This window comes from Serratia sp. ASV30, from assembly GCF_016428815.1.
GTDB lineage: Bacteria > Pseudomonadota > Gammaproteobacteria > Enterobacterales > Enterobacteriaceae > Chania > Chania fonticola_C.
The window spans coordinates 52,178-65,085 of the sequence record NZ_JAELTL010000030.1; the positions used below are offsets into that span (position 1 = coordinate 52,178).

Annotated in this window: 13 protein-coding genes and 4 pseudogenes; 15 read left to right on the forward strand and 2 right to left on the reverse strand. The window is 55.3% G+C overall.

The window, feature by feature from the left end:
- Positions 1-38 precede the first annotated feature (38 nt).
- The 12 genes and pseudogenes from JHD74_RS14705 to JHD74_RS14750 all read left to right on the forward strand — a co-directional run.
- Positions 39-1,265 (forward strand): MFS transporter, encoded by a 1,227-nt coding sequence (locus tag JHD74_RS14705; RefSeq protein WP_199062979.1) that lies wholly within the window; start codon positions 39-41, stop codon positions 1,263-1,265.
- 1 nt (position 1,266) lies between these two features.
- Positions 1,267-2,145 (forward strand): siderophore-interacting protein, encoded by an 879-nt coding sequence (locus JHD74_RS14710; RefSeq protein ID WP_024528998.1) that lies wholly within the window; start codon positions 1,267-1,269, stop codon positions 2,143-2,145.
- 133 nt (positions 2,146-2,278) lie between these two features.
- Positions 2,279-3,118, forward strand: coding sequence for a MurR/RpiR family transcriptional regulator (locus tag JHD74_RS14715; RefSeq protein ID WP_024528997.1), 840 nt, complete (start codon positions 2,279-2,281; stop codon positions 3,116-3,118).
- 191 nt (positions 3,119-3,309) lie between these two features.
- The gene (locus JHD74_RS14720; RefSeq protein ID WP_024528996.1) at positions 3,310-4,551 is read left to right on the forward strand and encodes an alanine--glyoxylate aminotransferase family protein; all 1,242 of its coding nucleotides are present in this window, start codon (positions 3,310-3,312) and stop codon (positions 4,549-4,551) included.
- Complete coding sequence (hpxK, locus tag JHD74_RS14725; RefSeq protein WP_199062983.1) at positions 4,551-5,837, forward strand: allantoate amidohydrolase; 1,287 nt, start codon at positions 4,551-4,553, stop codon at positions 5,835-5,837. The genes JHD74_RS14720 and hpxK overlap by 1 nt, the downstream gene beginning before the upstream one ends.
- Before the next feature lie 52 nt (positions 5,838-5,889).
- Positions 5,890-5,964, forward strand: a pseudogene (locus tag JHD74_RS27060) (reverse transcriptase); the annotation flags it as partial.
- Positions 5,964-6,158 (forward strand): annotated as a pseudogene (locus tag JHD74_RS14730) (group II intron reverse transcriptase/maturase); the annotation flags it as partial. The pseudogenes JHD74_RS27060 and JHD74_RS14730, both read left to right, overlap by 1 nt.
- A gap of 398 nt (positions 6,159-6,556) precedes the next feature.
- Positions 6,557-6,703 carry a hypothetical protein gene (locus JHD74_RS14735; RefSeq protein ID WP_161629485.1) on the forward strand — a complete coding sequence of 49 codons (147 nt, stop codon included), beginning with the start codon at positions 6,557-6,559 and terminating at the stop codon, positions 6,701-6,703.
- 75 nt (positions 6,704-6,778) lie between these two features.
- Entirely contained in the window at positions 6,779-7,111 is a 333-nt protein-coding gene (locus JHD74_RS14740) for an STAS domain-containing protein (RefSeq protein ID WP_199062980.1), read from the forward strand.
- Between the two features lie 34 nt (positions 7,112-7,145).
- Positions 7,146-8,309, forward strand: coding sequence for a sugar phosphate nucleotidyltransferase (locus JHD74_RS14745; RefSeq protein ID WP_024528992.1), 1,164 nt, complete (start codon positions 7,146-7,148; stop codon positions 8,307-8,309).
- Between the two features lie 98 nt (positions 8,310-8,407).
- A pseudogene (locus JHD74_RS26645) lies at positions 8,408-8,509 on the forward strand (IS6 family transposase); the annotation flags it as partial.
- Positions 8,507-8,791: pseudogene (locus JHD74_RS14750) on the forward strand (IS4 family transposase); the annotation flags it as partial. The pseudogenes JHD74_RS26645 and JHD74_RS14750, both read left to right, overlap by 3 nt.
- 42 nt (positions 8,792-8,833) lie before the next feature.
- On the opposite strand, the gene JHD74_RS14755 reads toward JHD74_RS14750, so the two are convergent.
- On the reverse strand, positions 8,834-9,607 hold the full coding sequence (locus JHD74_RS14755; RefSeq protein ID WP_024528991.1) for an amidohydrolase: 774 nt from the start codon (positions 9,605-9,607) through the stop codon (positions 8,834-8,836).
- The gene (locus tag JHD74_RS14760; protein ID WP_199062981.1) at positions 9,595-10,752 is read right to left on the reverse strand and encodes a pyridoxal phosphate-dependent aminotransferase; all 1,158 of its coding nucleotides are present in this window, start codon (positions 10,750-10,752) and stop codon (positions 9,595-9,597) included. Before JHD74_RS14760 ends, JHD74_RS14755 begins: the two co-directional genes overlap by 13 nt.
- A 176-nt stretch (positions 10,753-10,928) precedes the next feature.
- Between JHD74_RS14760 and JHD74_RS14765 the strand changes: the two genes are divergently transcribed.
- From JHD74_RS14765 to JHD74_RS14775, 3 genes are read left to right on the forward strand one after another with little or no spacing between them, the layout of a single operon-like run.
- A complete protein-coding gene (locus JHD74_RS14765; protein ID WP_024528989.1) occupies positions 10,929-11,543 on the forward strand; it encodes a methylthioribulose 1-phosphate dehydratase in 615 nt (204 codons plus the stop codon).
- The gene (mtnC, locus tag JHD74_RS14770) at positions 11,540-12,226 is read left to right on the forward strand and encodes an acireductone synthase (RefSeq protein ID WP_186531101.1); all 687 of its coding nucleotides are present in this window, start codon (positions 11,540-11,542) and stop codon (positions 12,224-12,226) included. Before JHD74_RS14765 ends, mtnC begins: the two co-directional genes overlap by 4 nt.
- Positions 12,226-12,768, forward strand: a complete 543-nt coding sequence (locus JHD74_RS14775) for an acireductone dioxygenase (protein WP_199062982.1) — start codon at positions 12,226-12,228, stop codon at positions 12,766-12,768. The genes mtnC and JHD74_RS14775 overlap by 1 nt, the downstream gene beginning before the upstream one ends.
- The last annotated feature ends 140 nt before the right edge of the window (positions 12,769-12,908 follow it).

Genomic DNA, 12,908 nt, shown 5'->3' on the forward strand with positions numbered 1-12,908 from the left:
ACACAAAAACATCATTTTCTTAACGGTTATTTCACTTGATGCGCTTATTTTCGGGTTCAAAAATCGTTGCAATTGGTAATGATTCTCCTTCAAACTGGCCGCTGGCGTTTTGTGCCGGGCTATTGGGCATTGGGCAAAATGGCTTGCTGGTTGCATTACCCGTGTTGGTCAGCCTGACTCAACTTTCGTTGTCGGTGTGGGCGGGGTTGCTAACGCTGGGATCGATGCTGTTTCTTGTCGGTTCTCCCTGGTGGGGGCGGCAGGCAGAAATTCGCGGCTGTAAATACGTGGTGGTTATGGCCCTGGCGGGTTACCTGCTCAGCTTTGCGTTATTGGCCTTGGCCGTGTGGGGGCTGGCTGCTGGCTGGCTGCCTGAAATGGCTGGGTTGGGCGGATTGATTGTGGCGCGCATTATCTATGGCCTGACAGTATCAGGCATGGTGCCCGCCAGCCAGACTTGGGCGCTGCAACGTGCTGGGTATGAACAACGTATGGCGGCGTTGGCCACTATCAGCTCTGGCCTGAGCTGTGGCCGGTTGCTTGGCCCGCTGTGCGCAGCCGTGGCGCTGTCTTTGCATCCGATGGCTCCGCTATGGCTGATGGCGATTGCGCCGCTGATCGCGTTACTGGTGATCTGCCGCCAGCATAACGATCCTCCGCTGCCCGCGGTGGCGCATCAACAAAACCGCCTGCGGCTGACGATGATGCCCTATTTATTGTGTGCGTTGCTGCTGGCGGGCTGCGTCAGCCTGATGCAGTTGGGCTTGGCTCCGCATTTGCAGCAGTTGTTCAGCCATTCGGCGACGACCGTTAGCCACCATGTGGCGGTATTGCTCAGCGTAGCGGCAGGTTGCACGCTGTTGGCACAGTTTCTGGTGGTGCGGCCACAGCGTCTTACTCCGCCGCAACTGCTGATGGTTGCCGCTTTGTTGATGATCGCTGGCTTGGGGCTGATGTGTACCGCTCCGCTGGTGCTGTTTTATCTCGGCTGTGCGCTGGCTTCGTTTGGGGCCGCGATGGCGACGCCGGGCTATCAACTGATGCTGAACGATAAGTTATCTACCGGCAAAGGGGCGGGAGCGATCGCCACTAGCCATACACTGGGCTACGGCGCGAGCGCGCTGATGGTGCCGGTGGTGAGTAAATTTTACGGTGAGTCGCAGTTGGTGGCGGCGGCACTGGTAGCCGCCGTCCTGTTGGGCGGCATTAGCAGCTGGCTATGGTGCCAGCATCGAATGGCAGACATTGCGCGGGAGAGTCAGTGATATGTCCGCAAGCTATCGCATCTTTGATCTTACCTTGAAGCACAAGGAAAATGTTTCCCCCTCGCTGCTGCGCTGCGTGTTTACCGGCCCAGAGGTACAGCGCATGAAGCTGGAAGCCCCGGATCAACGGATCAAGCTGTTGTTCCCGGTAGCGGAAGGGCAAAGCTCGCAGTTGGCGAATAGCGACGATTGGTACCGCAACTACATGGCGATACCGAAAGAGCAACGGCCCGTGATGCGTACCTACACGTTGCGGGCGCTGCGCGCTGCTGAGAATGAAATGGACGTGGAGTTTGTGCTCCATGGCATTAATGGCCCGGCCTCTGCCTGGGCAACGCATGCCGTTGCGGGAGATAAACTCCAGGCTGTAGCGCCAAATGCCGATTTTGCTGAGGATAGCGGCGGCTATGAGTGGGCTCCTCCGGCGCAAACTCGGCAGGCGCTGCTGATCGCCGATGAAACGGCACTGCCAGCGGCGATGGGTATCCTCGAACAGTTGGCGCAGCAGGTTAACCCGCCGAGTGTGCAGGCTTTCTTTGAAGTACCGGTAGCGGGGGACTGCCTCGATATGGCGCACTTCCCATTTGCCGAGGTTTACTGGCTGCCACGTGACGTTGGGCATCAGCAACTGCATGGCACGCTGCTGGTGGAGGCGGTACGTCAGCGAGTGAATATCCCTGCCTCGGCACGGGCCGAAGCGCAGTCTCTGGCTGAAAACAGCCTGGGTGGGGATTTGCTGTGGGAGCGTGCCGAAGGGGCTAAGACCTTTTACGCCTGGGTGGCGGCGGAGTCTTCGGTGGTGAAAACGTTGCGCCGTTACCTGATTGGCGAACGCGATCTGGACCGTTCCACGGTGAACTTTATGGCGTACTGGTGTTAAGTTTCTGGGCCTACTAAATTGCTGTGTCTAATAGCGCTTCAGGTGGAAGTCATGCAGATCAATTTCAACTCTGGCGGCCGCTTTGGCTGCTGTGCTATGTTCCGCTGAAACAAAAGTTACAGCGGGAGTAGCGATGAAACAGATTGATGAACGCCTGCGCAGCGAATACCCGCAATTGGCCCCTCAAGAGCAGCGGGTAGCCGACTTTATCTTCGATCACTTTGACGACCTGATTAGCTATAACAGCACCGAGTTGGCGCGCCTGAGTGGAGTGTCCAAGGCCACGGTCAGCCGTCTGTTCAAGCGGCTGGGCTATGCCAGCTATCGCGCAATGCGTGACGAGCTGCGTACCCTACGCCAAAGCGGTATGCCATTGACCGACAGCCGTGACGCGGTGCAGGGCAACACCTTACTAGCTCGCCATTACCAGCAGGAAATGGCCAATCTGACGCATTGGGTAAAGCAGATTGATGCGGAACAGTTTGGTGCGGTGATCGCGGCCATGGGGAAATCCCGGCGGCTGCTACTGTTGGGGATGCGCAATAGCTATCCCGTCGCGATGCATTTGCGCCAGCAACTGATGCAGGTGCGTGAACAGGTTTTGTTAATACCGCAGCCGGGCCAAACCTTGGCCGAAGACCTGGTGGATCTGGGGCCGCAGGACATGGTGGTAGTGGTCGCATTTCGCCGCCGTCCACGCCTGGCGCGAGAGGTATTGCAACAGTTGCAGATCAAGCAGGTGCCAACGTTATTGATCTGCGAACCGCAGGCCCAGGCGCTGATCCCGCTGGCTAGCTGGCATTTGATGACGCCGCTCGATAGCGTCTCGGCGTTTGACAGCTACTCCAGCGCCATGAGCCTGGCGAGCCTGCTGAGCAATGCGTTGCTGCATGACAGATTGTCGCAAGGGCGGCAGCGTATTCATCAGGTGGCCAATCTGTTCAGCGATCTGGAGGAGTTGGAGCAGCGCTGAGGCATTGGTTATCACGCGGCTAAACGGGCGCTATTTTCTGCGTCCGTTGATTCTTTAGTTGCAGATAAATAATTTAAGAATCTTTTGTTTCATCCTTTCTCGCTTGGCGATAATCTAGCAATAACAAAAAACCGGCCGGTCGCAGACGTAGCAATCTCCGGGCTAAGTTATTAAGTTGACAAGGAATGAACATGCTAGCTATCAACCAATTCGATCAAATCAATCCTCCGCACCGCCTACTGATGGGCCCAGGGCCGATCAATGCCGATCCGCGCGTGCTGCGTGCCATGTCCAGCCAGTTGATTGGCCAATACGATCCGGCCATGACCGGCTATATGAATCAGGTGATGGAGCTGTATCGCGGCCTGTTTCGCACGCAGAACCGCTGGACGATGCTGATAGACGGGACTTCGCGTGCCGGTATCGAGGCAATGCTGGTTTCTGCCATTCGCCCTGGCGATAAAGTGCTGGTGCCGGTATTTGGCCGTTTTGGCCATCTGTTGTGTGAAATCGCCCGCCGTTGCCGTGCCGATGTGCACACCATCGAAGCGCCTTGGGGTGAAGTATTCAGTGCCGATCGGATCGAGGATGCGATCAAGAAAGTACGGCCACGCCTATTGCTGACGGTGCAAGGGGATACCTCCACCACCATGCTGCAACCGCTGGCGGAATTAGGGGATATCTGTCGCCGCCACGGCGTCTTGTTCTATACCGATGCTACCGCCTCGTTCGCCGGTAACGAGCTGGAAACCGATGCCTGGGGTTTGGATGCGGTATCCGCAGGGCTGCAAAAATGCCTCGGTGGCCCTTCTGGCAGTTCTCCAATCACCCTTAGCCCGCAGTTTGAAGAGATCGTGCGCCGTCGTAAGTGCGTTGAGGAGGGGATCCGTACCGTCGATCACACAGACGGTGACGACGAGATGATCTACTCCAACTATTTCGACCTCGGCATGATCATGGATTACTGGGGGCCGGAGCGCTTGAACCACCATACGGAAGCCACCAGCATGCTGTTTGCCGCGCGTGAATGCGCCCGGGTGATCCTGGAGGAAGGGCTGGATAACGCTATTGCTCGCCATAAACTGAATGGCGCGGCGATGTTGGCCGGGATCCAGGGGATGGGGCTGGAGGTCTTTGGCGATATCGCCAACAAGATGAACAACGTGCTGGGCGTGGTGATCCCGCAGGGCATCCATGGCGAGCAGGTACGCCAGATGATGCTCAATGACTTCGCCATCGAAATCGGCACCTCGTTTGGCCCGTTGCAGGGCAAGATCTGGCGGATTGGTACCATGGGGTATAACGCGCGGAAAGACTGCGTGCTGCAAACGTTGGCCGCGTTGGAAGCGGTACTCAACCGTCTCGGTTTTGTTAGCCCGCACGGGGAAGCTATGCAGGCAGCATGGAACATTTACGACGCCGAGCAGAACTGATGGCAATGCTGCTGACCCCTCTGGAAGCGGAACGAGCCGCGGCCAGAGTGATGGCTCGCTGCGACGAACTGGCGGCAATCAGCAGCACGCCAGGCCAACTGACGCGGGTTTATCTCTCCCCAGAACATTTACGTGCCAACCAACTGGTAGGGAATTGGATGCACGAGCTTGGGATGGAGGTCTGGCAAGACGGCGTGGGCAATATCTGCGGACGTTACGAAGGGCAGCAACCGGCCGCACCGGCACTGCTGCTTGGCTCTCATCTTGATACGGTGCGCAACGCGGGGCGCTACGATGGCATGCTGGGGGTCTTGACCGCGCTCGAGGTTGTCGCCTTGTTGCATAGCCACAATCGGCGTCTGCCGCAGGCGATCGAGGTGATCGGTTTTGCCGACGAGGAGGGCACGCGTTTTGGCATTACCTTACTCGGCAGCAAAGGGATCACTGGGCAGTGGGCAGAGGATTGGCTGACATGTACCGATGCTGAGGGCATCAGCGTGGCTGAGGCTATGCGTGACGCGGGGCTTGATCCTGCGGCGGTGAGTTCTGCCGAGCGTGCACAAGGCTCGATCTGCGCCTATCTCGAACTGCATATTGAGCAGGGGCCTTGTCTTGAAGCCGCCGATCTGGCGCTGGGAGTGGTCACGGCGATTAACGGTGCCCGCCGCCTCAACGGTACCTTTACCGGACATGCTGGCCATGCAGGGACCGTGCCGATGGGGCAGCGCCGGGATGCGCTGGCTGCCGCTGCTGAATGGATGCTCACGGTTGAGCGGCTCACCATGGAATACGATCCGCATGTGGTCGCCACGGTCGGTCAGATAGAAAGCTTTCCGGGGGCAGTTAATGTGATCCCTGGGCAGGTCAGGCTATCCCTCGACGTTCGTGGCCCGCAAGATGAACCGCTAGACGCGTTGCTGGCCGAATTACTGTTGCAGGCGCAGAGCATTAGCGCGCGTCGTGGGGTCTGTTTCTACAGCGAGGAGTTCTACCGCATACCGGCTACCGCTTGTGACCCTCAGTGGCAGCAGCGCTGGCATGACGCAGTAATGCAGGTGCAAGGGAATAGCCTAATGCTGCCTAGCGGTGCGGGGCATGATGCCATTGCTATCGCCGCCCGTTGGCCGGTGGGGATGCTGTTTGTTCGTTGCGAGGGCGGCATCAGCCATCATCCCGATGAGGCCGTCACCGTGGGCGACGTGGCGCTAGCGATCCAGGCTTACTGCCTGGCTGTGGGTATAACAGACCCCTCACTCCAACCCTCTCCCAAAGGGAGAGGGAGCTGATAGCCCATGCTCTTTTAGAAGTAAAGCAGACCCGTCACGACGGGGGGAGTGGCTGCTGCGTCTGATAACACTGCCCACATGGCTGGCCGAAGCTGCGCGGATCACGCTGGCCTCAAAGGGGGCTCATATGCGGATGACTTTGTCCTCATAGGCAAAGGCAGTAAAGCACAGGCGGAGGCCATCAGGGAAGAATGCCGGCGCGTGCTGGAAGACAGCCTGAAACTGAGGCTGAACATGGACAATACCAGGATCACCCATGTCAATGATGGATTTATCTTCCTGGGGCATCGTATCATTCGCAAGCGTAGTCGCTATGGCGATAGCCTTTTTCATGCTCTCAAGAGTATCGAGGGTGGCAGGGCATGGGAAAAGAGCCTCGGCGTCAGCGTGCTCGCACCTTAGATGCGCTACGTTCATGGTTAGGACATTGTATTGTCAAATCGCAAGCTTCGCTTCCACTGGGGCTGCATCAAACCCCATCTGGGTCACGAATTGAAGGTCCTGAACTCTGTGCTACGCTTAATACCGTAATTGATAGTCAAAAGTTTGCACAGGGAGTGCTCAGGAATATTGGTTATCACGATGTTTTGGCCTGCGCTGGATGCTTTGCTGAATGAACGCTAATCGTGACAATGTGACATGGAGGGACCCCGCTGATGCCAGAAGCTCCTCGCGAAAAGTCTTCATCTACTGATTAGCAAATAAAGGATGGCTCATCGGTGACAGCAAAACTGCTGGCCGCTTGGCGCGGTTATATCTTCGGCCTATGTTACGTTTGCGGCAAATACAACGACCATTACATTATTGATATCCAACACAAACAGATGAACAGCACAGTGATACTCGGTATGGAACTGTGGCATTGAATAACGATATTTCTTTACTGGTGAGCTAACGTAATAGCTGTTTTCCCCTCCCAACGGTATTGTAAGGAAGAAAGAATGAACTTTGAAACTCAGTCAATTGGCAATGTCATGGTTGTCACTCTTTTGGACAGGCGTTTGGATGCATCGGTTTCCACTCAGTTTAAGGAAGACATACAAGCCATGATTGCGCAGGGGACTCACCATATTTTACTGGACTTCGGTCAGGTCGATTTCATCGACAGCAGTTTTTTAGGCACTCTGGTCTCTCTTTTGAAATCCTTACATGGAAAAGGTGAGCTCGCGGTCTGCTCACTGAACAACAATATCCACAGTATGTTCAAGTTAACCCGGATGGATAAAATATTTACCATCGGCGCTGATAAAAGCAACGCATTACAGCAAATCTGATAATCATCTCATTGATTAAAAAGGAATGTTCATTATGAAAGCCATGATTCTTGCCGCAGGTAAAGGAACCAGAGCCAGACCGTTGACCACCATATTGCCAAAACCAATGATCCCATTAATTCGCAAGCCGATTATGGAGTCGATCGTTGAGCATTTAAGAGAGTATGGATTTAATCAGTTAATGGTCAATACAAGCTACCTTTCCGCAGATATCGAGAATTATTTTCGCGATGGCCATGCCTGGGGCGTGGAAATGGGTTACTCCTACGAAGGGGTGATGGAAGGTAATACCTTTGTTGATAACGTGCTGGGTTCCGCCGGTGGAATGAAGCACATCCAAAATTTCTCGGGATTTTTTGATGACACTTTTGTCGTGGTGTGTGGTGACGCATTAATTGATGTGGATTTTGATCAGGTATTGGCTTTTCATCGGGCCAGAAAAAGTGTCGCCACCCTGATCATGCGCCCTGTGCCAGCCGATCAAGTGAGTAAGTATGGGATTGTCGTCACCAATGACCAAGGCCGAGTCAGTCAGTTTCAGGAAAAACCTAAAGCAGAAGAGGCCTTATCAAACAATGCCAATACGGGTATCTATGTGTTTGAACCCGAGATATTCAATTATATTCCCGACGGTGTTGAATATGACATTGGTAGCCAGTTGTTCCCTAAACTTGCTGAATTAGATGTTCCTTTCTACGGCATTGTCTTGCCATTCCAATGGGTAGATATTGGCTCATTGCAGGACTTCTGGCATGTAAACCGTATGATCCTTAATCGGGAGCTACCTGATTATCCGATGCCGGGCATTCAGGTTGCGCCGCAAATTTGGTGCGGGCTGAACGTTAAAGCCGATTTTGCCAACCTGGATATTGAAGGGCCGGTCTATATTGGCAGCAGTACTGAAATACAGCCTGGAGTGACAATCAGAGGGCCCGCGATCATTGGCGCTGGTTGTTTATTAGAGCAAGGGGCCATGGTCGATCAAAGCTTTGTAGCTGATTACACCCGAGTCGGTGGGATTGCCCAGTTGTACCAGCAGATGATTTTTGCCGGTAAAGTGATCTCGCCGGACGGTACAGCCATTGATTTGTCTGATGCCGGTCTGAACTGGCTTATTGATGATAAACGGCGCACAGACATTATTACGGCGGAGAAGTCGTTATTCAAAGAGCTGCTCACCAAAGATACCTTTCTATAAGGGGTTCTACGCTGGAAGCGTCTAAATGGCTCTGTCGCATTAACGAAAATAAGTCAGCAAACGCGCACTGTTGCAAAAATACGGAGATGGTAAATTGATCTGCAGCGGCGTGCTTCTTTCGTAAGGTCATTCGACACTACGGAGAATCTGCGGTAGTGGCCATTGATCGAAGTGGTGCCAACATAGCAGCGCTGACGTTACGCCAGGGCGGGTTAAGTGAAGAGACGCTCAATGAAAGCTGTGAACGGGTACTGAGTCCAGTTGAATGGAAGTTGCTGTGGGTGAAACAGGAAGGTAAAACCTTGCCGAAGATGCCGCCGAGTCTGAAGTGGGCGTGCCTGAATCTGGCGAAGCTGGGGCGTTGGTATGACAGTAAACGAACGGGACGAGCAGGATGGGTAGTGATGTGGGAGGGATGATTCAAGCTTCAGGATATCGTCGAAGGGTATAAACTGGCGAAGTCTCTTGATCAGGAGATCTGATCAAGAGACAGCTCCTTGGGGAGGTTAGGGTGGGGCATTGACTCAATCGTGCAGTTGGAAGCCATCTGCATCACGCCAGGCAGGGAACGCGGCGCGGTAGGTTTGCAGCGTTTCCAGCGAAAGCTCGGCATCCAGCCTCGCCGCCTGGCCCGGTTCTGCGCTGGCCAACCTTTCTCCCTGCGGGCTGATAATCAGGCTGTCACCGCTGTAATTCAGGCCATTGCCGTCCTCGCCCACGCGGTTACAACCCGCCACGTAAATCTGGTTTTCAATCGCCCGCGCCGCCAGCAGCGTTTGCCAGTGCATGCTGCGCGCTGCTGGCCAGTTGGCCACGTAAAGGGCCAGATCGTAATCCTGCTGATAGCGTGACCACACCGGGAAGCGCAGGTCATAGCAAATCTGCGGCAGGATACGCCAGCCACGCCATTCGAAAATGGTGCGCTGTTTCCCAGCCTGATAATGCTGGTGTTCACCGGCCATACGAAACAGATGGCGTTTATCATAACCATGCACTTTGCCGCCAGGTTCCACCAGCAGGAAACGGTTAACTGCCCCTTTGGCAGTTTTCAACGCTACGCTGCCACCCACCAAGGCGTTGGTTTTCACCGCCCAGGTATGTAACCAGTCTATTACCTGTTGTTCAGGCAACGCGCTTTCCCCGGCATCCATAGCAAAGCCGGTGGTAAACATTTCCGGCAGCACAATCAGATCGCGGCCGCTAATCGAGGGTAACAAGGCATCGAACTGGCGCAGGTTGGCCTCACCTTGACGCCAGACCAGCGGTTGCTGCAACAGGGTAATTTTTAGAGTCGACATAGGCGCTCCGCAGCGGCATCCAGCGTGGCATCTTGCTTCGCGAAGCACAGCCGGATCAGTTTATAGGGGAACGGATCGGCACAGAAGACGGACAGCGGGATCGCCGCTACGCCTGCGTGCTCGGTCAGCCAATGGCAGAAGGCGACATCATCCAGATCGGAAATGGCACTGTAATCTGCCAGTAAGAAGTAAGTGCCGTCACAGGGCAGAATTTCCAGCCTGCTGTTAGCTAACGCCTGCACAAAACGATCGCGCTTGGCACGGTAGAACGCGGGTAGCTGCTGCCAGTGTTCCGGCTCGTTGCGCAGCATATCGGCCAAGGCCAACTGGGCCGGGGTGTTGACAGAGAACGTCAGATATTGGTGAACCTTGCGCACCTCCGCGCTCAACGCTGCCGGAGCCACACAGTAACCCACTTTCCAGCCGGTCATATGGAAGGTTTTACCAAACGAGGAAACGGCTATCGCCCGCTGACGCAGTTGCGGATGGGCCAGCACGCTGGCGTGTCCCCCTTTGGCAAAGCAGATATGCTCGTAAACCTCATCGCTCAGAATATAGATTTCCCGATCGGCGATGGCAGCCCATAGCTGTTGCATATCCTCTGCCGACCAGGCCGTGGCGGAGGGATTCTGCGGAGTATTAAGGATCACCAGCCGTGTGTGCGGTGAAAGCTGTTCGGCGAACCGTTGCCAATCGACCTTGAAGGCTGGCGGCTGTAGGGCAATGCGCTTCAGAACGCCGCCGGAAAGCTGCACCGCTGGGGCATAGCTGTCGTAGCTTGGGTCGAAGCAAATCACTTCATCGCCGGAGCGTACCAGGGCGCTGATCGCAGCGAACAACGCCTCGGTTGCACCCGCAGTGATAGTCACTTCACTATTGGCATCGGGCTGCCAGCCGTAGAGCTGAGCAGTTTTTTCCGCAATGGCCTCACGTAACGGCGCTGCGCCCGTCATCGGTGCGTATTGGTTTGCCCCCTGGCTGACGTGCCAGTTCAGGCGCTGCTTTAAATACTCCGGGCCATCAAAATCCGGGAAGCCCTGCGACAGGTTGATCGCCTGATGCTGCTGCGCCAAGGCGCTCATCTGGGTAAAGATGGTGGTGCCGAGGTCAGGTAACTTGCTGGCTGGGACAGGTGCGGTGCTCATATCAGGCTATTTCTCCTGGCGCTTATGTTGCGAACAATATAACACGGTGTTAATATTTGGCAATAAAGACGTATAGACGTCTATCCTCGTCGCCTAGCTACCACTTGAAATTCTTAGAGGATACGTGAGTCACATTCAATCAATCGCCAAAAGCTACCTGCCAGGAAATAGAGAGAATGATGGAAAACCCGCAATTATCTGCCCTATTGGCCGCCTGCCACTGGATCGGTGAGAAAGGCTGGTGTCCGGCGACCGGCGGCAATATGTCGCTGCGACTTGATGCCCAACATTGCCTGGTGACCGAATCCGGTAAAGACAAAGGCAGCCTGAGCGAACAGGATTTATTATTGGTGGAAACGGCAAATAACCACGTCCCCAGCGGCCGCACGCCTTCGGCGGAAACCGGCCTGCACACGCTGATCTATCGCCTCTATCCCACCGTCGGTGCCATCCTGCATACCCATTCGGTCAATGCTACCGTGCTTTCCCGCGTGGAAAAAAGTGAAGCACTGGTGCTGCAAGGGTATGAAATGCAGAAATCCCTTAGCGGCCAGAAGAGCCATCTGGACAGCGTCAGCATCCCCATTTTTGATAACGACCAGGATATTCCGGCGCTGGCTGCGCGTGTGGCCGCATTTGCCGAGGTAACGCCCTTGCAGTACGGTTTTCTGGTGCGCGGCCACGGCTTGTATTGCTGGGGCAAACAGGTAGAGGAAGCGCGCCGCCACCTTGAAGGGCTGGAGTTCCTGTTCCAGTGCGAACTGCAACGCCGTTTACTGGAGGCAAAATGATCCGCGCCATCGTCACCGATATTGAAGGTACCACCAGCGATATCCGTTTTGTTCATCAGGTGCTGTTCCCCTATGCCCGTGAGCGACTAGGGGAGTTTATCCGCAGCCATGCCAACGACGCCGAAGTTGCGGCTCCGCTGGCGGCATTGCGTGCAGAGATTGCGCAACCCGATGCCGATAATGAGCTGCTTATTACCACGCTTTATCGTTTTATGGATGAAGATCGCAAATCGACCGCGCTGAAGGCCTTGCAGGGTATCATCTGGCGTAGCGGCTACCTGAACGGCGATTTCCAGGGGCATCTCTACCCGGAGGTGGCGGAACAACTGGCCGCCTGGCAGCAGCAAGGGCTGAAGCTGTACGTCTATTCCTCCGGTTCGGTTGAAGCGCAAAAGCTGCTGTTTGGTTACAGCGATGCGGGAGATCTGCAACCGCGGTTCAGCGGTTACTTTGATACGCACGTGGGGGCCAAGCGTGAAAGCGCGTCATACCACAATATTGCCCAAGCCATCGGTCTGGAGCCAACTGAGCTGCTGTTCCTTTCTGATATCCATCAGGAGCTGGACGCGGCACGGCTAGCGGGCTGGCATACCTGCCAACTGATCCGTGATGCTGCCGATCTGCAAAGCCAGCACCGGCAGGTTAAGCGTTTTGATCACATCGAGTTAGGGGAGTTTGTCTAATGAGTGGATTGACCATTTTTAGCGATAAAGAGCCGCAGCAGCCGTTATGGCGGAGCCAGGATGCGCAGGCTATCCAGCAGCAGTTGGCACAGATTGGCGTGCGTTTTGAGCGTTGGCAGGCCGATCGCGAGTTGGGCGAGAACCCACAGCCAGAAGCGGTTATCGCCGCCTATCAGCATGAGATCGACCGGCTGGTGGCGGAAAAGGGTTACCAGAGCTGGGATGTGATCAGCATGCGTCCTGACAACACCCAGCGTGAAGTGCTGCGGGAAAAATTCCTGGCCGAACATACCCATGGCGAGGATGAGGTGCGCTTCTTTGTCGAAGGTGCGGGGCTGTTTTGCCTGCATCTCGAAGGGAAAATCTTCCAAATCATGTGTGAGAAAAACGATCTGATTTCGGTGCCAGCCAATACTCGCCACTGGTTTGATATGGGCTCGGCCCCCAACTTCACCGCCATCCGCGTCTTTGATAATCCGGAAGGTTGGGTGGCCCATTTCACCGGTGACAAAATTGCCGAGGCATATCCAAAGCTAGATTGAGTCCCCTCACCCTAACCCTTATGTCTTGATCTTCTCCGCCTTAGCGGAGAAGATCCCCGACAGATCATCGGGAGATAGCCGGTGAGCTCCCCCTAGCCCTTGTGCCTCTGAGCCCGCGGGAGAGATTGTGCCCCGGCTGT

Excerpts from the sequence above, each read along its gene's own strand:
- JHD74_RS14705 (WP_199062979.1), top strand. The coding sequence starts at position 39 with ATGCGCTTATTTTCGGGTTCAAAAATCGTTGCAATTGGTAATGATTCT.
- JHD74_RS14710 (WP_024528998.1), top strand. The coding sequence starts at position 1,267 with ATGTCCGCAAGCTATCGCATCTTTGATCTTACCTTGAAGCACAAGGAA.
- JHD74_RS14715 (WP_024528997.1), top strand. The coding sequence starts at position 2,279 with ATGAAACAGATTGATGAACGCCTGCGCAGCGAATACCCGCAATTGGCC.
- JHD74_RS14720 (WP_024528996.1), top strand. The coding sequence starts at position 3,310 with ATGCTAGCTATCAACCAATTCGATCAAATCAATCCTCCGCACCGCCTA.
- hpxK (WP_199062983.1), top strand. The coding sequence starts at position 4,551 with ATGGCAATGCTGCTGACCCCTCTGGAAGCGGAACGAGCCGCGGCCAGA.
- JHD74_RS14740 (WP_199062980.1), top strand. The coding sequence starts at position 6,779 with ATGAACTTTGAAACTCAGTCAATTGGCAATGTCATGGTTGTCACTCTT.
- JHD74_RS14745 (WP_024528992.1), top strand. The coding sequence starts at position 7,146 with ATGAAAGCCATGATTCTTGCCGCAGGTAAAGGAACCAGAGCCAGACCG.
- JHD74_RS14755 (WP_024528991.1), bottom strand. The coding sequence starts at position 9,607 with ATGTCGACTCTAAAAATTACCCTGTTGCAGCAACCGCTGGTCTGGCGT.
- JHD74_RS14760 (WP_199062981.1), bottom strand. The coding sequence starts at position 10,752 with ATGAGCACCGCACCTGTCCCAGCCAGCAAGTTACCTGACCTCGGCACC.
- JHD74_RS14765 (WP_024528989.1), top strand. The coding sequence starts at position 10,929 with ATGATGGAAAACCCGCAATTATCTGCCCTATTGGCCGCCTGCCACTGG.
- mtnC (WP_186531101.1), top strand. The coding sequence starts at position 11,540 with ATGATCCGCGCCATCGTCACCGATATTGAAGGTACCACCAGCGATATC.
- JHD74_RS14775 (WP_199062982.1), top strand. The coding sequence starts at position 12,226 with ATGAGTGGATTGACCATTTTTAGCGATAAAGAGCCGCAGCAGCCGTTA.